The 22945-nt window shown below is 71.7% G+C and carries 22 protein-coding genes; 5 read left to right on the forward strand and 17 right to left on the reverse strand.

The genetic code is table 11. From position 1 onward, the window contains the following. Nucleotides 1-85: 85 nt before the first annotated feature. The 3 genes from JSX79_RS14735 to JSX79_RS14745 are packed head-to-tail and all read right to left on the reverse strand — an operon-like array spanning nt 86 to nt 3425. A complete protein-coding gene (locus tag JSX79_RS14735; protein ID WP_071303147.1) occupies nt 86-1039 on the reverse strand; it encodes a carbohydrate ABC transporter permease in 954 nt (317 codons plus the stop codon). Next, entirely contained in the window at nt 1036-2067 is a 1032-nt protein-coding gene (locus tag JSX79_RS14740; RefSeq protein WP_071303146.1) for a carbohydrate ABC transporter permease, read from the reverse strand. Before JSX79_RS14740 ends, JSX79_RS14735 begins: the two co-directional genes overlap by 4 nt. Continuing rightward, complete coding sequence (locus JSX79_RS14745) at nt 2067-3425, reverse strand: extracellular solute-binding protein (RefSeq protein WP_229086828.1); 1359 nt, start codon at nt 3423-3425, stop codon at nt 2067-2069. The genes JSX79_RS14740 and JSX79_RS14745 overlap by 1 nt, the downstream gene beginning before the upstream one ends. Nucleotides 3426-3612: 187 nt before the next feature. On the opposite strand from JSX79_RS14745, the gene JSX79_RS14750 reads away from it, so the two are divergent. Continuing rightward, nucleotides 3613-4650: a LacI family DNA-binding transcriptional regulator gene (locus tag JSX79_RS14750; RefSeq protein ID WP_070416787.1), complete on the forward strand. Its 1038-nt coding sequence runs from the start codon at nt 3613-3615 to the stop codon at nt 4648-4650. Nucleotides 4651-4661: 11 nt separating this feature from the next. Continuing rightward, the gene (gene uxaC, locus JSX79_RS14755; protein WP_229086829.1) at nt 4662-6101 is read left to right on the forward strand and encodes a glucuronate isomerase; all 1440 of its coding nucleotides are present in this window, start codon (nt 4662-4664) and stop codon (nt 6099-6101) included. On the opposite strand, the gene JSX79_RS14760 is transcribed toward uxaC, so the two are convergent. The 4 genes from JSX79_RS14760 to JSX79_RS14775 all read right to left on the reverse strand — a co-directional run bounded on the left by JSX79_RS14760 (nt 6091) and on the right by JSX79_RS14775 (nt 9644). Further along, entirely contained in the window at nt 6091-6675 is a 585-nt protein-coding gene (locus JSX79_RS14760) for a GNAT family N-acetyltransferase (RefSeq protein ID WP_229086830.1), read from the reverse strand. The two genes, uxaC and JSX79_RS14760, sit on opposite strands and share 11 nt — an antisense overlap. Continuing rightward, nucleotides 6672-7490: a sugar phosphate isomerase/epimerase gene (locus JSX79_RS14765; RefSeq protein WP_229086831.1), complete on the reverse strand. Its 819-nt coding sequence runs from the start codon at nt 7488-7490 to the stop codon at nt 6672-6674. Before JSX79_RS14765 ends, JSX79_RS14760 begins: the two co-directional genes overlap by 4 nt. 169 nt (nt 7491-7659) lie before the next feature. Continuing rightward, nucleotides 7660-8352, reverse strand: coding sequence for a response regulator transcription factor (locus JSX79_RS14770; RefSeq protein WP_071303144.1), 693 nt, complete (start codon nt 8350-8352; stop codon nt 7660-7662). After that, nucleotides 8349-9644 (reverse strand): histidine kinase, encoded by a 1296-nt coding sequence (locus JSX79_RS14775; protein WP_229086832.1) that lies wholly within the window; start codon nt 9642-9644, stop codon nt 8349-8351. The genes JSX79_RS14770 and JSX79_RS14775 overlap by 4 nt, the downstream gene beginning before the upstream one ends. Before the next feature lie 214 nt (nt 9645-9858). Here JSX79_RS14775 and JSX79_RS14780 point away from each other — a divergent pair, with 214 nt between their 5' ends. Then, nucleotides 9859-10098 carry a hypothetical protein gene (locus JSX79_RS14780; RefSeq protein WP_070416791.1) on the forward strand — a complete coding sequence of 80 codons (240 nt, stop codon included), beginning with the start codon at nt 9859-9861 and terminating at the stop codon, nt 10096-10098. Here JSX79_RS14780 and JSX79_RS14785 read toward each other — a convergent pair. Then, nucleotides 10085-10624, reverse strand: coding sequence for a gluconokinase (locus JSX79_RS14785; RefSeq protein WP_229086833.1), 540 nt, complete (start codon nt 10622-10624; stop codon nt 10085-10087). The genes JSX79_RS14780 and JSX79_RS14785 overlap by 14 nt on opposite strands. Nucleotides 10625-10735: 111 nt before the next feature. Here JSX79_RS14785 and gndA point away from each other — a divergent pair, with 111 nt between their 5' ends. Further along, a complete protein-coding gene (gene gndA, locus JSX79_RS14790) occupies nt 10736-12193 on the forward strand; it encodes an NADP-dependent phosphogluconate dehydrogenase (protein WP_308061399.1) in 1458 nt (485 codons plus the stop codon). A 71-nt stretch (nt 12194-12264) separates the two neighbouring features. Here the strand turns inward: gndA and JSX79_RS14795 are convergent, their stop codons facing one another. Further along, nucleotides 12265-12891, reverse strand: coding sequence for a hypothetical protein (locus JSX79_RS14795; protein ID WP_139199359.1), 627 nt, complete (start codon nt 12889-12891; stop codon nt 12265-12267). Between the two features lie 242 nt (nt 12892-13133). Between JSX79_RS14795 and JSX79_RS14800 the strand changes: the two genes are divergently transcribed. Next, nucleotides 13134-14717, forward strand: coding sequence for a molybdopterin-dependent oxidoreductase (locus tag JSX79_RS14800; protein WP_229086834.1), 1584 nt, complete (start codon nt 13134-13136; stop codon nt 14715-14717). An 82-nt stretch (nt 14718-14799) separates the two neighbouring features. Here the strand turns inward: JSX79_RS14800 and JSX79_RS14805 are convergent, their stop codons facing one another. From JSX79_RS14805 to JSX79_RS14840, 8 genes are all read right to left on the reverse strand, one after another. After that, nucleotides 14800-15579 (reverse strand): putative protein N(5)-glutamine methyltransferase, encoded by a 780-nt coding sequence (locus JSX79_RS14805; protein WP_229086835.1) that lies wholly within the window; start codon nt 15577-15579, stop codon nt 14800-14802. Beyond that, nucleotides 15576-16553 (reverse strand): ribose-phosphate diphosphokinase, encoded by a 978-nt coding sequence (locus JSX79_RS14810; RefSeq protein ID WP_022907051.1) that lies wholly within the window; start codon nt 16551-16553, stop codon nt 15576-15578. The genes JSX79_RS14805 and JSX79_RS14810 overlap by 4 nt, the downstream gene beginning before the upstream one ends. Nucleotides 16554-16607: 54 nt before the next feature. Next, complete coding sequence (gene glmU, locus JSX79_RS14815) at nt 16608-18041, reverse strand: bifunctional UDP-N-acetylglucosamine diphosphorylase/glucosamine-1-phosphate N-acetyltransferase GlmU (protein ID WP_229086836.1); 1434 nt, start codon at nt 18039-18041, stop codon at nt 16608-16610. Between the two features lie 126 nt (nt 18042-18167). Continuing rightward, nucleotides 18168-18647, reverse strand: coding sequence for a hypothetical protein (locus tag JSX79_RS14820; RefSeq protein ID WP_229086837.1), 480 nt, complete (start codon nt 18645-18647; stop codon nt 18168-18170). A gap of 102 nt (nt 18648-18749) precedes the next feature. Beyond that, nucleotides 18750-19163, reverse strand: a complete 414-nt coding sequence (locus JSX79_RS14825; RefSeq protein ID WP_229086838.1) for a hypothetical protein — start codon at nt 19161-19163, stop codon at nt 18750-18752. Between the two features lie 104 nt (nt 19164-19267). Then, nucleotides 19268-21139, reverse strand: coding sequence for an alpha/beta hydrolase (locus tag JSX79_RS18745; RefSeq protein WP_229086839.1), 1872 nt, complete (start codon nt 21137-21139; stop codon nt 19268-19270). Then, entirely contained in the window at nt 21136-21429 is a 294-nt protein-coding gene (locus JSX79_RS14835; protein ID WP_070416800.1) for a hypothetical protein, read from the reverse strand. Before JSX79_RS14835 ends, JSX79_RS18745 begins: the two co-directional genes overlap by 4 nt. A 68-nt stretch (nt 21430-21497) precedes the next feature. Continuing rightward, on the reverse strand, nt 21498-22874 hold the full coding sequence (locus JSX79_RS14840; protein WP_229086840.1) for an MFS transporter: 1377 nt from the start codon (nt 22872-22874) through the stop codon (nt 21498-21500). Nucleotides 22875-22945: the final 71 nt, after the last annotated feature.

The following is a 22945-nucleotide window of genomic DNA, read 5'->3' on the forward strand; positions in this document are numbered from 1 at the left end:
CTTCATGCGACCAGCCTGGAGGCGCGGGGCGGGCTGGCACCGCGCCTCCAGGCAGTCTGTGGACAAGTCGGCAGACTGCACAGCGCTACTTGACGGAGCCGGCGGTGAGACCGCCGACCAGGTAGCGCTGGAAGATCAGGTAGAGCGCCACGACCGGGACCGCGCAGACGATCGACGCGGCCATCATCTGGCCGTAGATCGGGACGGCGCCGCCCTCCTGCGTGGTGCCGAGGACCTGCAGGACGACCGCCACCGTGCGGGTGTTGGGGGTGGTCATGATCGTCGAGAACAGGACGTCGTTCCAGCCGAGCAGGAAGGCGAAGATCGCCGACACGACGATGCCGGGCCAGGAGAGCGGCAGGACGATCTTCGTGAGGATCTTGGTGCTGGACGCGCCGTCGATGCGGGCGGCCTCCTCGAGTTCCTTCGGCAGGCCGCGCAGGTACGTGACCATCACCCACGTCGAGAACGGCAGGGCGAACGTCAGGTACGTGACGAACAGTCCCCAGCGGGTGCCGATGATCTGCACGCCGGTGGCGCTCGCGATGTTCGAGAACACCACGAACACGGGCAGGAGCAGGAGCGTGCCGGGGATCGACTGCAGCGCGAGCAGGCCGCGGAGGAACGTCAGGCGTCCGAGGAAGCGGAACCGGACCAGCACGTACGCGGTGGAGACGGCGAGCGCCGCACTCGCGACGGCGACGGCACCGGCGGTGAGCATCGAGTTCACGAGCCCCTCGCCGAGTGCGACCGTCGACCAGATGTCCACGTAGTTCGCGAGCGTGAACTCCGAGGGGAAGTACTCGCCCCGGGCGACCGCGACGTCGGAGTTGACCGACCCGAACAGGATGTAGAGCACGGGGACGGCGATGAACGCGATGATCACCGCGATCACGAGGATGAGCAGCCAGCGCGGCAGGAGCCGGGTGACGTCGGTGTCATACGGGCGCTTGTGCCGACGGCCGCGGTCGCCGGCGGTGATGCTCTCGGTCAGCGTCGCCGTGGGGCGGGTCCGCGTGGAGGTGGTGAAGGCGCTCATGCTCGGGCTCCGTCGATGTCGGCTGCAGCGGCCGGGGTCGCTGCCGCGAGGGTGCGCCGGTCGGCACGACGCTGCTTGCGGTTGGGGCCCGCGTCGTCACCGGTGTCGAGCTTCACGGCCCGCAGGTAGACGAACAGCGGGATCGCGACGATCACGAGGGAGCAGATCGCCATCGCCGCGGACAGGCCGAAGCGGAACGACTGGAAGCTCGCGATGTACGTGAGGACGGGCATGACCTCGACGCTCGACGGCAGCGGGATGCCGAACAGCACGAACGGGAGGGTGAAGTTGTTGATGTTGTGCAGGATCGCGATGATCACCGCGAGGCTCAGGGGTCCGCGCAGGTACGGGAAGATGATGTAGCGGAGCTTCGCCCACCAGGTCACCCCGTCGAGTGCGGCGGCCTCGTGCACCTCGTTGTCGACCGCCTGCAGTCCGGCGAGGGAGAGCAGGTAGACGAAGGGCCAGCTCGTCCAGATCATCACGCCGGCGAGCGCCCAGTACGACGCGGAGCCGTTCAGCCAGAGCACGTCGGTGTGCAGGATCGAGTTCACGACGCCCTGCGGCTGGAGCATCGTCCGGAAGAACGTGCCGACGACGAAGGCGGGGAGCACGTACGGGATGAGGTAGATCGACCGGACGAGTCCGCGACCGGGGAACCGGTTCTGCGTCGAGATCGCCGCGGCGACGCCGATCGGGACGGTGACCGCGGTGACGAGCACCGAGATGGACACCGAGATCCAGATCGAGTGGAGCAGGGGCGAGTCCGTGAACGCCTCGGCGAAGTTCGCGAACCCGACGAACGGGGCGCTGAACCACTGGCGGAGCGTGTACTGGTCGAGGTCGAGCATCGCGATGTAGAAGCCCACCAGGAGCGGCACCACGATGACGGCGAGCATGAGGACGCCGCCTGGGAGGAGCATCCAGAGGGGACGCTCCCGCTTGTAGAGCGGGGTCGTGCCGTGCGGACGGACCTCACGGTCACGCGACTCGGTCGCGCGCGGCGCGGGGGTCTGGACCTGCGTCATCACAGGCCTCCGTTCTTCTGCCGGTCGAGCGTGGACTGGGCGTCCTTCTGGGCGTCCTGCAGACGCTTCCGGAGCTGGTCGTCGGTGACCTCGCCGCTCTTGAGCGACGGGATGGACTGCACCACGACGTCCACGAGGGAGAGTTGGATGTCCGACCAGGCACCGGTGAAGGCGGTCGGCTTCGAGAGCTTGCCGGCGTCGATGATCGGCTTGAGCTGGGGGTTCGCCGCCGCGAGTTCGGCCGCGGCGTCGGAGTTCGTCGGCAGGTTGCCGAAGAGCTTGTAGTACTCGAGCTGCGCCTTCGGCGTGCTGAGCTGCTTGATGAAGTCGAACGACAGGTCCTGCTTCTTGCCGTAGTCGGCCACGACCCAGTTGTCGCCGGAGAGGATGCTCGCCGCCTCGATGCCGCCGGACGGACGCGACGTCGCTCCCGGGGGCACCGTCGGCAGGAGTGCGAACTCGTACTTGCCGTCGACGGGGGTGTTCTTGAACGAGTTGATCGCGGTGGTGGTCGTCATCGGGAAGAACGCCGCCTTGCCCTCGGTGAACTGCGCGAGGGCCTGGGCGTTGTTCCACCCGATCGCGGCCTTGTCGACGACGCCGTCCTTGGTGACCCAGTCGAAGTAGGTGCGGTAGGCGTTCTCGACGGCCTTGGAGTCGATCTCCGCCTTGCCGTCCTTCGAGACGATCGTGTTGCCGGCGTTCTGCGCCATGCCCCAGACGAACTTCCACGGGTCGAAGCCGTCGGCGTAGGCGATCGCCAGGCCGTGCCGGCCGCCCGTGGTGGTGGCCTTCGCGTCCTCGGTCAGCTGGTCCCAGGTCGTGGGCATCTCCGTGATCCCCGCGTCGGCGAGCAGGTCCTTGTTCACCGCCATCACGAACGGTCGGCTGGCGAACGGGATGCCGATCTGCTTCGAGGTGCTCGGTCCGGAGATGCCGAAGGACGCGGGGTCGAACTGGTCCTTGCCCCCGACGGCCTTCCATTCCTTCGAGCCCATCTCGACGAAGGCGCCGGTGGCGTACGCGGTGGGCGTGAACGTGCTGCCGATCGCGTACACGTCCGGACCCTGCCCCGAGATGACGCTGGTCTGGATGGCGGTGAGCTCCTCCTGGGCGGACGAGTACGTCTCCCACTGGACGTTCGCACCGGTGGTGCGCTTGAACTCAGCGGCGACGTCCTGCTGCCACTGCTTGCGCTCCTTGGGGTAGGTGGTGTCCGCGCCCATCATGACGCGGAGGGTGTTCGGGTCGTCGCCGCTGCCGTTCACCACGGCGCATCCCTGGAGGGACAGCGCGGCGAGGGCGACCACGGCCGCGGCACCGATCACGGTGCGGGCATGAAGTCTTCGCGTGTTCACGGGGGTTTCCTCCTCGAGACCTCCTCCGGGCGGCACTGCCCGGTCGATCCACTGTCCCGCGGTTGGCAACATGCGGCAATCGGTTGCCACTTGTTGCCAGACCGGTTTACGTTCGCTGCACCGGCGCACCGAGGCACCGGCAGACCGCACCGGCGCACCGACGCGCAGGCCGGACGACGGAGGAACCGTGACCGACACCGACACCGCCCGGCGGGTGACCATCCGCGACATCGCCGACGCCACCGGAGTGGCGCCGTCCACGGTGTCCCGGGCGCTCTCCCTGCCCGACCGCGTGAACCAGGCGACGCAACAGCGCATCCAGCAGGCGGCCCGGGAACTCGGCTACGTCCCGAACTCGCAGGCCCGGGCGCTCACGTCCGGCCGGACCCGCGCGGTCGCCGTGCTCGTGTCCGACATCACGAACCCCTTCTACTTCGACGTCATCCGCGGGACGCAGCACCAGCTCGCCGGTGCCGGGTGGACGCAGCTCCTCGTCGACACCGAGGAGTCCGCCGACGCCGAGATGGCCGCCCTCAGCGCGATCGCCGGGAAGGCCGACGGGGCCGTGCTCACCGCGTCGCGACTGTCCGACGCGCAGATCGCCCGGTTCGCCGAACGCACCCCGCTCGTCGTGGTGAACCGCCGGCCCGCCGGGGTCCCCTCCGTGCTCATCGACACCCCCGGCGGGGTCGAGCAGGCCGTGCAGCACCTGGTGTCCCTCGGCCACCGGGACATCCTCTACGTCGCCGGCCCGGACAGCTCGTGGTCGAACGAACGCCGGTGGAAGGCCCTCGTCCGCGTCGCCAAGCGCCTCGGCGTGCGGGTCGGCCGCGTCGGGCCGCACGCGCCGTTCGTCGATTCCGGAGCAGCGGCCGCCGACGCCGCCGTGCACGCCGGTGCCACCGCCTGCATCGCGTTCAACGACCTCATCGCGATCGGCATGCTCGCCCGACTCCGGGAGCGGGGCGTCCGCGTCCCCGAGGACATGAGCATCGTCGGCTGCGACGACATCTTCGGCGCGGACTTCTGCAACCCCCCGCTCACCACGATGACCTCGCCGATCGAGCGGGCCGGCCGGGTCGCGATCCGGATGCTCCTCGGACGGCTCGGCGCGATCCCCGCCGACGAACTGCCCGGCGAGCACATGAGCGGCGCGGTCGCGCTGCCGACCCACCTCACCGTCCGCGAGTCCACCGGTCCCGCACCCGTCCCCCACGCGTCATGAAGGAGTCGACGATGACCCAGACCACCACCGCCACACCGCTCGCCCCGCACCCGGACCGGCTCTTCGCAGCCGACCCGGGAGCGCGAGCGGTCGCCCGCACGGTCTACGACGCCGTCAAGGACGCGCCGATCATCTCCCCCCACGGGCACGTCGACGCCGCCCTCATCGCGGACGACCAACCGTTCGAGGACCCCGCGTCGCTGCTCATCACGCCGGACCACTACGTCCTGCGGCTCCTGCACGCGAACGGTGTCGGACTGGAGGCGCTGGGTCGCGTCGACCTGTCGGGAACCGGCACCGTGCCTCCAGGACGATCCATCTGGCGGAACCTGGCCGAGCACTGGGACGACTTCCTCGGCACCCCCGTCCGCTACTGGTTCGAGACGGAGCTGCACGACGTCTTCGGCCTGACGGAACAGCCGTCGGCCGCGAACGCGGACGCCCAGTACGACCACATCGCCGAGCTCCTCACTACGCCCGCGTTCCGTCCGCGCGCCCTGTTCGACGCCTTCGGCATCGAGGTCCTCGCGACCACGGACGCGCCCACCGCCGACCTCGCCGCGCACGCGCGGCTCGCCGGCGACCCCACCTTCACCCGCCGGGTGGTCCCCACGTTCCGCGCGGACGCCGTGTTCGACCCGTCGGGGTCGGACTGGAGGCACGTGGTCGCGTCGATCGGTGAGGCCGCCGGCATCGACACGGGAACCCACGACGGGCTGTTGGCGGCTCTGCGCGCACGTCGCCAGTACTTCGTCCAGCACGGTGCCACCGCCACGGACACCGGGGTCCTCGACGCCGGATCCACGCCATTGTCGGCCTCGGAGCGCTCGCGGATCCACACGGCCGCGATGCAGGGTCCGTCCGCTGTGACCGCGTCGGAGGCCGTCGCGTACCGGCACGACATGCTCTACCGGTGGGCCGAGATGAGCGTCGAGGACGGTCTCGTCATGCAGCTCCACCCCGGTGTGCTGCGGAACCACCACGCCCCCACGCTCGAGCGCTTCGGGCCGGACACCGGGCACGACCTGCCCGCGGTCGGGTCCTTCACCGAACCGCTGCGGCCGCTGCTCGAGTCGTTCGGGACCGCGCCGGGGTTCCACCTCGTGCTCTTCACCGTCGACGAGACCGTGTTCTCCCGCGAGATCGGCCCGCTCGCCGGCTTCTACCCCGCCGTGTACGCCGGCGCTCCCTGGTGGTTCATCGACACCCCCGCGGCGATCGGTCGGTACCGGGCAGCCATCACCGACTCGGCGTCGTTCACGAAGACCTCGGGGTTCATCGACGACACCCGGGCGTACTGCTCGATCCCGGCGCGGCACGACATGGCTCGCCGAGCGGACGCGGCCTACCTGGCATCGCTCGTGGTCACGCACGAGCTGTCCGAGGAGGACGCGGTACGGACGGCGCGTCGGATCGTGTCGGACATCCCGAGGGCGACGTTCAAGCTCTGAGGCGCCTGCGCACGAGCACGCGGGGGAAGCCGTTCAGGACGGACGTCGTGTCCGCCGCGTGCTCGAACCCGGCGTGCTCGAACAGTGCGCGGGTCCCGACGTACGCCATCGTCAGGTCGACCCGCTCGCCGCGGTTGTCGACGGGGTAGCCCTCCACCGTGCGGGCGCCGTGCTCGCGGGCGAAGTCGACCGCGCCCGCCAGGAGCGCGTGCGAGATGCCCTCGCCCCGGTGGCCCGGCCGCACCCGGATGCACCAGACGCTCCACACGCTCCGGTCGCCCGGGTCGTCGAGGTGCGGGATCTTCCGGTTCCGCGCGAACGTGGTGTCCGGGCGGGGGTGCACCGCGGCCCACCCCACGACCTCGTCGCCGTCGTACGCCAGGACCCCGGGCGGCAGGTCCTCGTCGAGGAGCACCCGGACGCGATCCCCACGGGCCGTGCCGCTGAGGGCCTGGTTCTCCTTCGCCGGGATCCGGTAGCTCAGGCACCAGCACACGTTCGCGTCCGGACGCTTCGGACCGACCATGGTGCGGACGTCGTCGAAGGACGTCGCGGGACGCACCTCGATCGTCATGCCACGAGCATGGCACCGGTTCGTCGGAGGAGTTCCAGCGATCGGCCGATCTCCTGCTCGGCGGTCACGGCGTCCGGCGACCAGGTGCACTCCAGTGAGACCGAGCCGCGGTAGCCACCGTCGTGCACGGCCGCGAGGAAGTCGCGCCAGACGTCGTCCCCGCCCTCGGCACCGAGCGGGCGACGGTCGCGGTCGCTGACGTGCACGTGGCCGATGCGGGCGCCGTGCTCCCGGAGGACGTCGAGCGACTCCCCCTCGTTCCGGATGTGGAACAGGTCGGCGACGACGTCCACCCCGTCGACCGCCGCGTCGTCCAGGAACCGGACGGCCTCGGCGACGGAGTGCAGGACGTTCGTCTCCGAACGACTCAGCGGCTCGAGCACGATGCGGAGGTCGTTCGCCGCGGCGGTGTCCCGTGCCGTGCGGAGCACCTCGGCGAAGCGGCGGTGCGCCTCGGCCGTGGGCATGCCGTCGGGTGCCGTGCGGGCGGTCCCCGAGCCGAACACGATCTTCGCGCCCGGGTCGGCGACGGAGTGGACGATCGGGAGGACGGCCTCGAAGTAGTCCCGGACCGCGTCGGGGTCGGCGGTCAGCAGCGGGAGGTCGCCGGGGACGAGGATCGCGAAGGACGGGAAGCGGTCGCCGGCGTAGCCGTCGTCGAGCACCCAGCCGCCGCCGTGGCCGTGGCCGCCGTGGCCGTCCGGCCGGATCGCCAGGTTGTCGGCGATCGTCGGCTCCACGTGGTCGGCGCCCGCGCGACGGACGGCCTCGGTCAGTGCTGCTCCGGCGACGACGCCGAATCCGGTGAACGACATGGGGTCCATGCAACTCGGGGTGCGGCGGTCCGGCAGTCGTTGCCGTCCGTTGCCACGGATCCGGTCAGTGCCGTTCGGCGTCGACCGGATCGGATCGGCGCGGGCGTCCGAGGTGTTCGAGGTGTTCGCTGCGCGGTCTCCGAAGTCACTGTGGCAGCGGAGCGGGCGGTCACGGGCGCCAGCCCGGGGTCACGAGGCCGGTCTCGTAGGCGAAGACGACGAGCTGGGCGCGGTCGCGGGCGCCGAGCTTGATCATCGCCCGGGAGACGTGGGTCTTCGTGGTCATCGGGCTGACGAAGAGGTGCTGGGCGATCTCGGCGTTCGTCATGCCGACGGCGACGAGCTGCATGACCTGACGCTCGCGGTCGGTCAGGACGCCCAGCTCCGGCGCGAGGGACGACGGCTTCGCGTGGGTGGCGTACGCCTCGACCAGGGAACGGGTCGCCCGGGGCGAGAGCAGGGACTCCCCCGCGACGACGGTCCGGATCGCCCGGAGGAGTTCGGCCGGTTCCGTGTCCTTCACGAGGAATCCGGCAGCCCCACCGCGGATCGCCTCGAACACGTAGTCGTCTTCCTCGAACGTGGTGAGGATGACCACGTGCACGCCCCCGAGTTCGGGGTCGGCCGAGATCCGTTGCGTCGCCGCGAGCCCGTCGGTGCCCGGCATCCGGATGTCCATGAGGACGACGTCGGGGCGTTCCCGCCGTGCGACGTCCACCGCGGCGTCGCCGTCGCCCGCCTCGCCGACGACGGTCATGCCGGGTTCGGCGTCGACGAGTGCGCGGAGCCCGGCGCGGACGAGCACCTGGTCGTCGACGAGGAGCACGCGGATCGGGTCCGGGGCGATGCTGTCCGTGGTCATCGGGCGTCCTCGGGGTCGGTGCCGACCACCGGGAGGCGTGCTGCCACCCTCCAGCCGCCGTCGGTCGTCGGTCCGGCGGACAGGGTGCCGTCGACGGCGTTCGCACGTTCGCGCATCCCGATGATCCCGTTGCCGGTCGGGGCGAGCGGCTCGGTGGAGCCGACGTCGGCCACCCGCGGCTGGGACGGGCGGTCGGCGACGACGAGGTCCACGACGTCCGGGCCGATCGAGATCGTCACGTCGGCTCGGTGTCCGGGGGCGTGCTTCATGACGTTGGTCACCGACTCTTGCACGATGCGGAACGCGTTCCGGTCCGTGATGCCGTGCACCGCCGATCGGTCGCCGTCGACGGCCAGGGTGACGTCGACGCCCGCGGCACGCGCTCGTTCCACCAGGTCGGCGACGCGGTCGAGGCCGGCGGTCGGGGCGCGCTCCGCCCCCTCGCGGTCGGGCGCTCCGTCGACCGAGCGCAGCACGCCGAGGATCGTGCGGAGTTCGACGAGGGCCTCGCGGCTGGAGTCGCGGATGTTCGCGAGGGAGTCCCGCGTCTGGTCCGGGAGGTCGGCTCCGAGGTGGAGGGCGACCCCTGCCTGGAGGTTGATGAGGGACATGCTGTGGGCGACCGAGTCGTGGAGCTCGCGGGCGATCCGCACCCGCTCGTCGGCGGCACGACGCCGGTCGGCCTCGGCGCGCTGACGACGGCGTTCCGCGACCCGTTCGAGCCGGACGCGGACGAGTTCGGACACGGCGATGGTCACGGTGGCCCAGGCGATGCAGAGCAGCACGGCGCTGAGGTCGAGCACGGACGAGCGGCCGAGGACGGCATCTGCGGTCGGGAGCACGACGACGGCGAGCCCCGCCGAGGCGACGACCCACCAACGGTGTCCGCGGAGCCAGGCGTTGGCGAGCGCCATCGTCAGCGCGGCGACGAACGGCCCGCGCGGACTCACGACGAGGGCGTACCCGATCGTGGTCGCGAGGGTCAGGAGCAGCACCGACCGCGGCCACCGCCAGCGCCACGGGAGCACCACGACGCCGGCCACGAGGAACCCGATCGCGAGCGGGCCGAGGTGCACCGGGTCGACCGCACCGGTGAACGCGTGCCGTGCCCAGGGCGGGCCGGCCGAGCCCGTCCCGACACCCGGTCCGACCAGCACGCGCGATGCGAGCAGCGTCCCGACGATCTGCAGGAACGCCACCGGCAGCACCCGACCGACCCGGGCGAAGCGACGGCGCCCGACCCAACGGGTGTCGTCGCTCGCCGGGTCGGCGAGGGTCGGGGTGGTGTCCATGGCTCGAGCCTAGGGTCGGCTCCCGCCCGCGGCATCGGGCGTGCGCACGACCTGTGGACTACTCCCGCGGGAGTAGTCGGGTGTGGAGGAGGACGTGCACTACGACTGCGGGAGCAGGCAGAAGTGGGGCTGCGCGACGGACGCGCGCCGCGCCTCCTGGGCCGAGTCTTGGACGGTCGTGACAGCGACGCCGAACCGACCACAGGAGGTCACCATGCTCACCACCATCGCCGCCACCGCGCCCTACTGGCACGGCGGCGGGTTCCCGTTCCCCGTCTTCCCCGCGTTCTTCTTCGTCGCGTTCCTCGTCGTGTTCCTCGTGTTCGGCGTGCTCCGACGTGGCAGCTGGCGGGCGCGGTCGGACGCCCGCTCGGTGCTCGCCGACCGGTTCGCCCGCGGCGACATCGACGCCGAGGAGTACCGGTCGCGGCTGTCCGAGCTCAGCCGGAAGTGACCGAGAGCGCGGAGAGGATCGCCGTCACCGTCTCGTCGACCGAGCCCTCGATCGACACGGTGACGGCGGCCTCGTCCGGCTGCGGTCGCTCGAGCGTCGCGAACTGCGAGTCGAGCAAGGAGCTCGGCATGTACTCGTGGTGACGGTGCGCCTGGCGGTCGGCGATCAGATCGTGCGAGCCGTCGAGGAAGGCGATCACGAGGGTCGGCGCCGAGGCGCGGAGACGGTCGCGGTAGACACGCTTGAGCGCCGAGTTCGCCATCACGCAGCGGTGGCCGGAGTCCTCGACCTCGGCGATCCGCGCGGCGCAGGCGTCGAGCCAGGGCCAGCGGTCCTCGTCCGTGAGCGGGGTCCCCTGCCGCATCTTCTCCTTGTTCGCGGCGGGGTGCAGGTCGTCCGCGTCCACGAAGACCGTGGGCTGAGCCTGGGCGGCGAGGGCGTCGGCGAGGGCCTGCCCGATCGTCGACTTGCCGGAACCGGAGACCCCCATCACGAGCAGGGGCGGGAGGACAGCGCGCTCGGTCATTCCTCCACCGTATTGGGCCGGTGAACAGTCGTCCCCAGTTGCCGTAACACGCGGGCGGTCCCAGGCTGCGGACCGTAGGTTGGTGCCGAACGTCAGGACGAAGGAGACCTCGTGGCAGAGAACAACGGACAGGCGAACATCGGCGTGGTCGGTCTGGCGGTGATGGGTTCGAACCTCGCTCGGAACCTCGCCTCGCGGGAGGGCAACACCGTCGCGGTCTACAACCGCACGTACGCCCGCACCGAGGAACTGCTGAACGAGCACGCGGACGCCGGCTTCATCGCGTCCGAGTCGATCGACGACTTCGTGGCCTCGCTGTCCAAGCCGCGCACGGCCATCATCATGGTGCAGGCGGGCAAGGGCACCGACGCGGTCATCGAGCAGCTCGCGGAACGGTTCGAGGACGGCGACATCATCGTCGACGGCGGCAACGCCAACTTCCACGACACCATCCGCCGTGAGCACGACCTGCGCTACAAGGGTCTCAACTTCGTCGGGACCGGCATCTCCGGCGGTGAAGAGGGTGCCCTGAAGGGTCCGTCGATCATGCCCGGCGGTTCGAAGGAGGCATGGGAGACCCTCGGCCCGATCCTCAAGTCGATCGCCGCCGTCGCCGAGGGCGAGCCCTGCGTCACCCACATCGGCACCGACGGTGCCGGCCACTTCGTGAAGATGGTGCACAACGGCATCGAGTACGCCGACATGCAGCTCATCGCCGAGTCGTACGACCTGCTCCGCCGCGTCGGCGGGCTGTCCGTCGAGGACCTGGTGAAGGTGTTCGACGAGTGGAACGGCGGCGACCTCGAGTCCTACCTGATCGAGATCACCGTCGAGGTCCTGAAGCAGCAGGACGCCGACACGGGCAAGGCCCTCGTCGACGTCATCCGCGACGAGGCCGGGTCGAAGGGCACCGGCGTGTGGACCGTGCAGAACGCGGTCGGTCTCGGCACCCCCGTCTCCGGCATCGGCGAAGCGGTGTTCGCCCGCGCGGTGTCGTCCAAGCCGGTCCAGCGCGCTGCGGTGCAGAAGGCCTTCCCCGACCGTCCCGCCATCGCCGAGGTCCCGGACGGGTTCGAGGACGACGTCCGCGCGGCGCTCTACGCGTCGAAGGTCGTCGCGTACGCACAGGGCTTCGACCTCATCATCGCCGGGGCCAAGGAGTACGGCTGGGACATCAACCTCGGCAACATCGCGAAGATCTGGCGTGGTGGCTGCATCATCCGCGCGCAGTTCCTCAACCGCATCGTCGAGGCGTACGACAAGAACCCCTCGCTCGAGTCGCTGCTGGTGGACCCGTACTTCGCGAACGCCGTGCAGGAGGGCGAGGCCGCGTGGCGTCGCATCGTCGGCATCGCGGCCGCGTCGGGGATCCCGGCGCCGGGGTTCTCGTCCGCACTGTCGTACTTCGACTCGCTCGCCTCCGACCGCCTGCCCGCCGCGCTCATCCAGGGGCAGCGGGACTTCTTCGGCGCGCACACCTACCAGCGCATCGACAAGGACGGCACCTTCCACACGCTCTGGTCGGACGACGACCGGCGTGAGGTCGAACAGGAACCGTCGACCCACTAGGCAGCGGCGACGACCGCACCACGAGAGGGCCTCGCCGATCGGCGGGGCCCTCCGGTGTTCCCCGCTACGCGCTACGCGACGATGCGTTCGCGCGCGAGGTCGGCCACGAGCCGCTCCATCCGTGGGCCCCGGCCCAGCATCCGCCGCGAGCCCGGCGCCGCACGGACGAAGAACGTCGCCACCGCTGTCGTGTCGTCGGGTCGGACGTAGTGCATGGCGATCGCCCACGACCGGCCGTCGCCGTGCACGTCCTCGAGGCCGACGTGCACCATCCGGCTCCACCGGATCACGAGCAGCCGGGTCGCACGACGTTCCTCGAGTTCCCACAGCGAGGCCTCGGTCGCACCGAAGGCCCACGTCACCCGGTGCCCGAGCGCGACGTCCGGCCGGACGGACTCCACCGATGCCCGGAGTTCCGGGGTCGGTGCCGCCGGGACGAGCCACACCGTCGGGTCGATCCGGCGGATCGCGAGGGCCAGGGCTTCGTCCTCGTGCCGCCGTCGGAGCGACCAGCCCCGCAGCACGGCACCGGCGATCACGAGGAGACCGACACCGATCACGGCGACCTCGGCGATGCCGAAGAACGTCAGGTCCGCGTCGGGCGTGGTGGACACCACGATGATGCGTGCCGTGAGCAGGGCCGCCCACACGCCGACGATGATCCAGCGCAGCACCAGGAGACGTCGTGCCTGCGACATCGGGTGGCGGTCCCGTCGCCGGGCGCGACCGAAGCGCGGGACACGGTCGGGACGCCTCAGCACCCCTCGATCCTCGCATGCTCCACCCGCGACCGGCTGGCCGGCACCGGTGAACGCCCGACGAACCGGCGGCCCCGCTCGTGCGGGGTACGGGTCGTCCACGGGCGCGGACACCGCCGGCTCTGTCCACCGCATGCACGACTGTCAGCACACACGCGGCACGGTCGACCTACGCTCGGCCCGTGACCACTGACCTCGCGCCCGCCCCCGTGGCGGTCTCGCGCCCCCGCCTGCTCGCGGCCGCGACGGGCATCGTCGCCGCGCTCGCGTTCTTCGCCGCCGCGGAACTCGGTGCCCTCGTCCTCGGTGGTGCCGGCAGCCCCCTCGTCGCGGTCGGTTCGGCGGTCATCGACCTCGCACCCCCGGGCGCGAAGGACCTCATGGTCACGCTGTTCGGCACCGGCGACAAGGTCGCGCTGTTCGTGCTCATGGCGGTCATCGTCGCCGCGGTCAGCGCCGGGGCGGGCATCCTCGAACGCGCCCGCCCGCCGTTCGGGGCCCTGGTCTTCGCCGTCGGCGGTGTCCTCTCGCTCCTGGCCGTCACGACCCGTGCCGGCAGCGGCACGCTGGACGGGGCTCCGTCCGTGCTCGGGGTCGCCGCGGCCGTCATCGTGCTCCGGCTCCTCACCGCCAGGCTCCGCCGGTGGGAGTCGGCAGCCGCCGTGCCCTCCGCCGCACCCAGACCCGCCTCTGCGGAACGTCGCGCCTTCCTGGTCTGGGGTGTGACGGCGGCGGCCGTCGCGGTCGTGGTGGGCGGCGCCTCCCGTCTGGGCACCGCCGCCGCGCAGGCGACCGCTGCCGCACGCCGGGCCGTCCGGCTGCCGGCCCCGGCGACCACCGCACCCGCGGTCCCGGCCGGGGCGTCGCTCGACGTCGAGGGCATCACGCCCTACGTCACCCCGAACAGCGACTTCTACCGGATCGACACCGCGCTGCGGGTGCCGTCGGTCGACACCGCCGACTGGAAGCTCCGCATCCACGGAGCCGTCGACCACGAGGTCGAGCTCACGTGGGACGACCTGCTCGCCCTCCCGCTCGAGGAACACCACGCGACGCTGAGCTGCGTCTCGAACGAGGTGGGCGGGGACCTCATCGGCACCGCGCTCTGGCTCGGCTACCCGATCCGGAAGCTGCTCGAGCGCGCCGTGCCCCACGCGAGTGCCGACATGGTGCTGTCGCGCAGCATCGACGGGTTCACGGCGGGCACGCCCCTCGACGTCCTGCAGGACGACGGCACGGCCGCGCTGCTCGCCGTGGGGATGAACGGCGAGCCGCTGCCGCCGGAGCACGGGTTCCCGGTGCGCATGGTGGTCCCCGGGCTCTTCGGCTACGTGTCCGCGACGAAGTGGGTCACCGAGCTCGAGGTCACGCGGTTCGCCGACGCCCAGGGCTACTGGACACCGCGCGGCTGGTCGGAACGTGGTCCGGTCAAGCTGGAGTCGCGCATCGACACCCCGCGCGCGGGCGCGACGGTCGACGCCGGTTCGACGGTGGCGATCGCCGGGGTCGCGTGGCAGCCGCACACCGGGGTGAAGGGCGTGCAGGTCCGGGTCGGGGACGGCGCGTGGGAAGAGGCGACCCTCGCGGACTCCGTCTCGGCCGACACGTGGCGGCAGTGGGTCTACCGGTGGACGCCGACGAAGGGGTCACACCGCATCCAGGTCCGCGCGGTGAGCGCGGACGGTGAAGTGCAGACGAGCGTCGAGCGGCCCCCGGCTCCGAACGGGGCGTCGGGATGGCACACGGTCGAGGTCCGCGCGGCCTGAGACGGTGCGGACCCTCCGCCGTCACGGACAGGAGGCGCGGCGCGCCTCGACGACGCGGGTCACCCGGACGACGCGGATCGTCTCAGGCGGGACGCGTCGCCACGACACAGGTCCCGTCGACCTCGTCGTCGGACTCGACGGCCACCGCGAGGCCCGCAGCCTCGAAGACGGCCGCCGACGTCGGCGCCTGCGCCGCCGACACCTCGATGACGACCGCACCCCCGGGTCGGAGCCACTCCCCCGCCCCCGACGCGATCCGCCGGTGCAGGTCGAGCCCGTCCGCCCCGCCGTCGAGCGCGACACGGTGCTCGTGGTCGCGGGCCTCCGACAGCATCATCGGGATGGACCCCGTCGGCACGTAGGGCGCGTTCACGGCGATGACGTCGACGATCCCGCGGAACCGGTCGGGCAGCGGCGCGAAGAGGTCCCCGGCGACGACGATCCCGCGGTCGCCGATGTTCTCCGCAGCGACGTCGACCGCCGCCGGGTCGATGTCCGCCGCGACGAGGTCGAGGGCACCGACGCGACCGAGCAGCGCGACCGAGATCGCCCCGGCACCGCAGCAGAGGTCCACGACACGGTCGTAGCGGTGCAACCGGCGTGCAGCGTGCTCCACGACGACGGTGGTGCGGGCCCGGGGCACGAAGACGCCCGGCGTCACGCGGAGGCGGTGCCCGTCGAACGCCGCCCAGCCGAGCACGTACTCGAGCGGTTCGCCGCCGAGCCGTCGCTGCACGAGCGCCCGCAGGCGAACCGCGTCACCGTCGCCGGCCTCGAGCAGGAGGTCCGCCTCGTCCTCGGCGAAGACGCTGCCCGCGGCCCGGAGCCGGGCCGCGAGCGCGTCGCGCACGGGTGCGGTCAAGCGGCGCCGTCGAACATCGAGGTGACCGACCCGTCGTCGAAGACCTCGTGGATGGCGCGGGCGATGAGCGGTGCGATCGGCAGGACCTCGAGGCGGTCCCAGCGCTTGTCCTCCGGCAGCGGCAGGGTGTCGGTGACGACGACCCGGTCGATGAACTCGCTCTGGAGCAGCTCCGTCGCGGGGTCGGAGAACACCGCGTGCGTCGCCGCGACGACCACGCCGGTGGCACCGGCGGCCTTGAGCGCCTCTGCTGCCTTGGCGATGGTGCGGCCGGTGTCGATCAGGTCGTCGACGAGCAGGCACACACGACCCGAGACGTCACCGACGATCTCGTGGACGGACACCTGGTTCGGCACGAGCGGGTCGCGGCGCTTGTGGATGATCGCGAGCGGCGCGCCGAGCTTCTCCGACCAGATGTCGGCGACGCGCACGCGGCCCATGTCCGGCGAGACGACCGTCAGCGTCGACGGGTCGAGGGTCTGCTGGAAGCGCTCGAGCAGGACCGGCATGGCGAACAGGTGGTCGACCGGACCGTCGAAGAAGCCCTGGATCTGTGCGGCGTGCAGGTCGACGCTCATGATGCGGTGCGCACCAGCGGCCTTGAACAGGTCGGCGACGAGTCGCGCCGAGATCGGCTCGCGACCACGGCCCTTCTTGTCCTGCCGCGCGTACGGGTAGAACGGCGCGACGACGGTGATGCGCTTCGCCGACGCACGCTTCAGGGCGTCGACCATGATGAGCTGCTCCATGAGCCACTCGTTGATCGGCGCGGTGTGGGACTGGATGACGAACGCGTCACAGCCGCGGACCGACTCGTCGAAGCGGGCGTAGAGCTCCCCGTTCGCGAAGGTCCGTGCATCGGTCGGGACGAGGTCCACGCCGAGTTCCTCGGCGATCTCGGCCGAGAGCGCCGGGTGTGCTCGCCCCGAGACGAGGACGAGTCGTTTCTGGCCGGTCGTTTTGATTCCGGACAAGTGCGGTGCTCACTCCCTGACCCCGCGGGGCCGTGTTGATCGGCCCGAGAGCCGTCAGATCTGTTCGCCGTTCGCGCGCCGAGCGGCCTCGGCAGCCGGCGAACCGGGTCGGTGTTCCTCGACCCATCCGTCGGTGTTGCGCTGTGGGGCGTAGCTGATCGCCAGCGACCCGGCAGGGACGTCCTTGCGGACGGTCGTACCCGCGCCGGTGTACGCTCCGTCACCAATCCTAACCGGGGCGACGAACACGTTGTGCGACCCTGTACGGACGTTCGAGCCGACCTCGGTCCGGTGCTTGTGCACCCCGTCGTAGTTCGCCGTGATCGTGTTCGCGCCGATGTTCGAGTCCTCGCCCACCTCGGCGTCGCCGATGTACGACAGGTGCGGCACCTTGCTGCCCCGGCCGATCGTCGCGTTCTTCGTCTCGACGAAGGTGCCGATCTTGCCTCCGTCGCCGAGGATCGTGCCCGGTCGCAGGTAGGCGAACGGTCCGACGGAGGCGCCGTCACCGATCACCGCGAGGGTCGCGTCGACGCGGTTCACCACGGCGCCGACGCCGACCTCGGTGTCGCGCAGGGTGGTGTCCGGCCCGACGACCGCGCCCGAGGCGATCGCGGTGGCGCCGATGAGCTGGGTGCCCGGGAGGACCTCGGCGTCGGGTTCGATCGAGACGTCGAGGTCGATCCACGTCGTCGCCGGGTCCTGCACGGTGACCCCGGCGAGCTGGTGCCGACGGACGATGCGCGCGTTCAGCACCCGCGCGGCGTCGGAGAGTTGCGCCCGGTCGTTGATGCCGGCGACCAGCCACGGGTCGGTCAGCGTGACGACGTCGATGCGCGCGCCCCGCGCTCCGATGAGTGCCGGCGCGTCGGTGATGTACTTCTCGCCCTGCGCGTTCGCCGTGGTGAGCGACGGCAGGACCGCACGGAGGTGCGTGATGTCGAAGGCGTAGATGCCCGCGTTGGCCTCGGTGATCGTCAGCTGCTCGGCGGTCGCGTCCTTGTGCTCGACGACCCCGACGAACGCCCCGGCGGCGTCGCGGACGATGCGGCCGAGGCCGGTCGGGTCCGGTGCGATCGCGCTCACGAAGGTGGCGCCGTTGCCGCCGCCGACGTGGGCGTCCACGAGTGCTCGGAGCGACACCGCGTCGAGCAGCGGCACGTCGCCGGACAGCACGACGACGGCGCCGTCGAAGTCCGCCGGAAGCGCCTGCACCGCGACCTCGACCGCACGGCCGGTGCCGGGGACGTCGTCCTGGTCGACCACGATGGCGTCGGGGGCACGCTCGGTGACCTCGGCCGCGACGAGCTCCCGTTCGTGCCGCACGACGACGGCGACGTGCTCGGGCTCGAGGGACGACGCCGTCCGGAGCACGTGCGCGATGAGCGGCAGCCCGGCGAGGCGGTGCAGGACCTTCGGGGTGGACGACTTCATGCGCGTGCCCTGCCCGGCGGCGAGGACGACGACGGCGATGCGCTGGTCGGTCATGGCTCCATCCTGGCGCACGCTCGCTGCGGAGTCCGGCGGAACCGCGCCAGGGGCGCAACCGTGCGCGGAACCGCAGCCTGCAGGCGGGCCCACGCCGCGCCTCCTGGCACCGCCCGACGGGAGGCGTCAGCCGAGGTCCGCCGCGTCCCCGGTGCCGCACTTCGACACGCCGCTCATGGTGGTCTTGGTCGTCGCCGCGCCGAACTGGATGCGCTCGACGGCGCCGCCGCCGCCGTTCACCAGGTACCGCTTCGCACCCGACGTCATCTCGTCCGTCGAGTACTTCACCTTCAGCCCGTCCGCCACCCAGGCCGTGCCCACCGCCTTCGTCACGGCCTCCGGGTCGTCGACGCCCGCACCGGTCCGGACGATGTTGTAGAGCGCGCCCGCCGAGCCGTCCGCGAGCACGCAGTCCTGCGCGTACTCGTCGGACTGGTCCGCGTCCCAGTCGACCCCCGAACGGCGCATCGTCTCCTCGACGGAGTCTGCCGCCTGTCGGCGCTGGTGCTCTGCGGTCGGTGCAGCCTGCACGGTGTCCTCCTTGGTCGGGGTGCCCGCCGCGCAGCCCGCGAGCAGGATCGCGGCGAGCAGCACCGTCCCGATCACCGTCGGTCGCCTGGAGGAGATCGGCGTCGAACGCCGCCCCCACACGCTCACCCGAGCTCCGATGCCACGACGACCGCAGGGGCGCGCACGGACGCCCGCACCTCAGCCGAGGTCCGCTGCGTCACCCGTCCCGCAGCGGGAGACCGCGGCGAGCGAGCTTCGAACGGTCGCCGCCCCGAACTGGATGCGCTCGACGGCACCACCCGCCCCCTTGACGACGAACTGCCGGCTGCCGTCGTTGAGCGACGACTCCGAGTACTTGACGGTCAACCCGTCCGCAGCCCACGACCGGCCGACGGTCCGCACCGCAGCCTCGGGGTCGGAAACTCCCGCGCCGATGCGGGCGAGGTTGTAGAGCGCTCCGGACGTGCCGTCACCGAGGAGGCACTCCTGGGCGTACTCGTTCGCCTGCGAGTCGTCCCACGTGACGCCCGACGTCCGCATGGTCGCGTCGACGTAGGCGGCGGCGAGATCACGCTGGTGCTGGACGGTCGGTGTGCTCGGTGTGGTCTCCACGGAGGTGCCTCCTGTCGGCGGACCCGAACACGCGGCGAGCGCCAGTGTCAGGGCGAGGGTCAGGGCGAGTGCGGGCCCGGCTGCCGTGCCTCGCGGGCGTCCGATCACAGTGTCGGTCCCATCAGGTTGTCGAAGTAGTCCTGCTGCAGGGCGCTCACCCCGGCGTCGTCCGCGGGAGTGAGGTCCTTGCCTCCCACGAACGTAGCCTGCGCGACGTTGTCGAGCGACTCGGTCCCAAGGTTGAAGTACCCCTGGCTGCCGCCGTAGCCGATCGGGTCGTGTGTGGTCACGCCGGCACCCTCGCCGGGGTCCCCACCGTTCGTCCCGAAGGTCGTCGCGCCGAACGAGGCGTCCATCGGGTCCTGGCGACCGCTGCCTGCTCGGCCGACCCAGGCCCACTGGTCTCGCGGGTCGTCCGTGAACGGGATACCGGGGCTCCCCTGGCCGGCGTAGACGTGGTCGGCCGCGATACCAGACGCACCTCCGACGTCCTGCTCGATGCCTGCCGAGGCGACGCTGACGAAGGAATCGACGTGCACACCGTGATCGTGGAGCGCGTCCGATGCCACCGTGGTCCCGTAGGAGTGCCCGACCACGTTGAGTGTCGGCGAATCGGGACGCGCCGCCCCGAAGCCGAGGAGGTCGGCACTGAGCCGGTCCGCCCCGGCCCGGGCCGCGTCGCCGTGCAGGACACCCATCGTGGTGAGGCCGCTCGGTACCGGCGGCGCCTCGTAGTTCATCCACGCGACGACCGCGTGCTCGGCGCCGGTCGCGTTCTTGCCCTCCTGCGCCGTCCAGAGGTTCTGGGCCGCGGTGGTCCACCCGGTCGTGTCCTTGGTCGTCGTGCCCATCCCCGGCACCATGTACGAGACGTTCGTGGCCGTGTCGAGGTCGCCGACCGCCACCGCAGCGAGCGGCGGCTGGTGGTCGGTGGCGAGCGTGAGCAGCGCGCGACCGGGCTTCGCCGTCGACGCCAGGGTCTTCTCGATGTTCCGGTACGCGTCGAGGTTCGCCTGCGCCGCCTCGATCGACTGGTCCGCCGCCTGCGACGCCGGCCACCCGAGCCCCACGCGCCGCTTCTTCGCGTCCGCGAGGTCCTGCTCGGCCTGGGCCACGGCCGACACGAGCGTCATCCGGTTCGCCCGGTCCCGCGCCCAGGCAGGCAGCCCCGCGAGGTTGCCGACGACCGCGGGCAGCGATGCGATGAGCGCGTCCTGGGCGGCGCTGTGCTCGGCGCCGGTCGTGTCCTTCCCACCGCCCAGGGTCTTCCAGAGCGCGGCGACCTCGTCGGGCGACATGTCGGCGATGCGGTCGGCGAGGTTGCGGTCGAGCATCAGGAGCGCGCCGAGTTCGGTCGGCGACAGGCCCGCGAGCATCGACGCGAGGTCCTCGTCGGACGCGCCGACACCACGTCCCTCGATGCTGCCGAGGCGTCCGAGCGTCTCGGGGCCGGTGATCACCCGGAGCAGCGCCTGGTCGGCCGTCGTGCGGTCCTGCACGAGCTGCTCCCACTGGGCGTCGAGCGCTGCGGACCGGTCGCCGGCGTCGGCGATCGCCCGCTCCGCGTTCGCGAGGCTCTTGGCGTCCGCCTCGGTCGCGTCGTCGGCCTTCGCGGCGGAGCGGAGGGTCGGCAGCGTGAGCTGCTGTCCGGCGAGCTCGGCCGCGACGGTCCCGCGCTGCAGGCGGATCGCGTCCGCGTCGTCCTTGATGCGCTGGACGTCCTTCGCGTACTGGTCGAAGGCGTCCCCGGCGGCGTCGAAGAGCGCCACGAGGCCGGACGCGCTCGGCCGCATCTCGTCGAGCAGCGCCGCGAAGCGGGTCTGCGCGTCGCCCTTCCACGTCGGCGATGCGGTGACGTCGGACGCCGAGGCGATCTTCGCCAGGGCGTCCTGCACGGCGTCGGCCCGGTCGTGCCAGTGCTTCCCCAGGGCGGTGATGCCGGCGGGGTCGCCGACGTCCGGCTCCTCGCCGCTCACTTGCCGTCCGCCTGCTTCGCGAGGGCGGCTTCCTGCGCGTCGACCTGCGCACCGAGGTCGTGCGGGAAGGTCGCGGCCTGCTCGAGGGCCGCGTCGACGGCGTCGATCATGCCCTGGTGGGCGAGCGACAGGCCGGCGGTGCGGCTGACCACCTCGGTCACGCCGAGGCAACCGGTGTCGAGACCGGTGAACCGAGCGGTGTCCGCACCGAGCGCGGTCCGGGCGTCGGTCAGCGCGGTCGCGACCGCCGCGAGCGTCTCCGACTCGATCCGCAGTTCTGCGGCCCCCATGTGTTCCCCCCGTCGTTCCCCCGTGGACGTCGGAGACGATAGCACCACGGTCTCCGACACGCTCGGACTCAGCGCCCGCCCACCGGCTCCCGCCGCACGAACGCCATGAGCACCAGCCCCGCCACGAGCACCACGACGACCCCGAGGATCCCGTACCGCGTCGACCCGCCGACCGTCACCGCCACCCCGAAGAGCGCCGGCGCGAGGAACGACGCCGCGCGTCCGGTCGTGGCGTAGAGGCCGAAGAGCTCGCCCTCGCGGCCGGGCGTCGCCAACCGCGCCAGGTACGCTCGCGAGGACGACTGGACCGGCCCGACGAACAGCGCCAGCGTCAGGCCGAGGACCCAGAAGCCCGCGGTGACGTTCCCCACCGCGAACACGCCGATCCCGCACACCGCGAGCCCGACGAGCGACACCGTGATGATCGCGCGTGAACCGAACCGGTCGTCGAGCCTGCCGGACAGGAACGTGGCGATGCCCGCGACGATGTTGGCCGCGATGGCGAAGAGGATCACCTGCGACGGGCTGAAGCCGAACACCTGCGCGGCGACGATCCCGCCGAATGTGAACACGGCGCCGACGCCGTCGCGGAACACCGCGCTCGCCAGCAGGAACGCCAGGACGTTCCGGCGCTCGCGCCAGAGCCGGGCGATGTCCCGCCCGAGGTCCCGGTACGCCCCGAGCAGGCTGCCGGCGCGCGAACGGTCCGGCGCGGCCTCGGGGACGGTGACGAACAGCGGGATCGAGCTCACCGCGAGCCACACGGCGGCGATGCCGATCGCGACGCGGACGTCCCACTGCCCGGAGGCCACGGTTGCGGGCAGCTGCAGGAGCCCCGCGACGTCGCCTCCGCCGAAGTCCTGGATGCAGAGCACGAGCAGGACGACGAGCAGCACGATGCCGCCGAAGTACCCGGCCGCCCAGCCGATCGCCGAGACGCGTCCGGTCTGCTCCCCCGACGCGACCTGTCCGAGCATCGCGTTGTAGCCGACGCTCGCGATCTCGTAGGCGACGGTCCCGATTCCGAGCAGGGCCGCCCCGAGCAGCAGGTACGGCTGGCTCGGCGCGACGAACACCATGCCGCCGATTGAGAGCGCGATCCCGATCGTGGCGATGAGCACCGACCGGCGCCGGTGCCCGGAGGTGTCCGCCAGGCGGCCGACCGCCGGGGCCACGAGCGCGACGACGATGCCGGCGATCGTCAGTGCCGTCGAGACGACGGCCGCGTTGTGCGCGAGCTCCCGCTCGACGAGCGCCTTCCCGGCGGCGGACGTGTCGGCGACGAGCGCCGGGTCGACGAACGCGCGGCTCGCCAGGTAGGTGCTGAACACGAAGGTCGTGACGACCGCGTTGAACGCCGCGGAACCCCAGTCCCACAGGGCCCAGGACACGAGGGCGCGGCGGTCGGTGCGCTGCGGCACGGCAGCCGCGGGTGAAGCCGTCATGCGCGAACCGTAGCGCGTCCGGGTGTCGCGGCGGTGGCCCCAGAGGGGACCACAGGACGGACGGGAGGGAC

The sequence above is a fragment of the Curtobacterium sp. GD1 genome (genome assembly GCF_020882855.1).
GTDB lineage: Bacteria > Actinomycetota > Actinomycetes > Actinomycetales > Microbacteriaceae > Curtobacterium.

What these genes read in the sequence shown, in the direction of transcription:
- JSX79_RS14735 (WP_071303147.1), bottom strand. Translation starts at nt 1,039, where the DNA reads ATGAGCGCCTTCACCACCTCCACGCGGACCCGCCCCACGGCGACGCTG.
- JSX79_RS14740 (WP_071303146.1), bottom strand. Translation starts at nt 2,067, where the DNA reads ATGACGCAGGTCCAGACCCCCGCGCCGCGCGCGACCGAGTCGCGTGAC.
- uxaC (WP_229086829.1), top strand. Translation starts at nt 4,662, where the DNA reads ATGACCCAGACCACCACCGCCACACCGCTCGCCCCGCACCCGGACCGG.
- JSX79_RS14760 (WP_229086830.1), bottom strand. Translation starts at nt 6,675, where the DNA reads ATGACGATCGAGGTGCGTCCCGCGACGTCCTTCGACGACGTCCGCACC.
- JSX79_RS14765 (WP_229086831.1), bottom strand. Translation starts at nt 7,490, where the DNA reads ATGTCGTTCACCGGATTCGGCGTCGTCGCCGGAGCAGCACTGACCGAG.
- JSX79_RS14770 (WP_071303144.1), bottom strand. Translation starts at nt 8,352, where the DNA reads ATGACCACGGACAGCATCGCCCCGGACCCGATCCGCGTGCTCCTCGTC.
- JSX79_RS14775 (WP_229086832.1), bottom strand. Translation starts at nt 9,644, where the DNA reads ATGGACACCACCCCGACCCTCGCCGACCCGGCGAGCGACGACACCCGT.
- JSX79_RS14780 (WP_070416791.1), top strand. Translation starts at nt 9,859, where the DNA reads ATGCTCACCACCATCGCCGCCACCGCGCCCTACTGGCACGGCGGCGGG.
- JSX79_RS14785 (WP_229086833.1), bottom strand. Translation starts at nt 10,624, where the DNA reads ATGACCGAGCGCGCTGTCCTCCCGCCCCTGCTCGTGATGGGGGTCTCC.
- JSX79_RS14795 (WP_139199359.1), bottom strand. Translation starts at nt 12,891, where the DNA reads ATGTCGCAGGCACGACGTCTCCTGGTGCTGCGCTGGATCATCGTCGGC.
- glmU (WP_229086836.1), bottom strand. Translation starts at nt 18,041, where the DNA reads ATGACCGACCAGCGCATCGCCGTCGTCGTCCTCGCCGCCGGGCAGGGC.
- JSX79_RS14835 (WP_070416800.1), bottom strand. Translation starts at nt 21,429, where the DNA reads ATGGGGGCCGCAGAACTGCGGATCGAGTCGGAGACGCTCGCGGCGGTC.
- JSX79_RS14840 (WP_229086840.1), bottom strand. Translation starts at nt 22,874, where the DNA reads ATGACGGCTTCACCCGCGGCTGCCGTGCCGCAGCGCACCGACCGCCGC.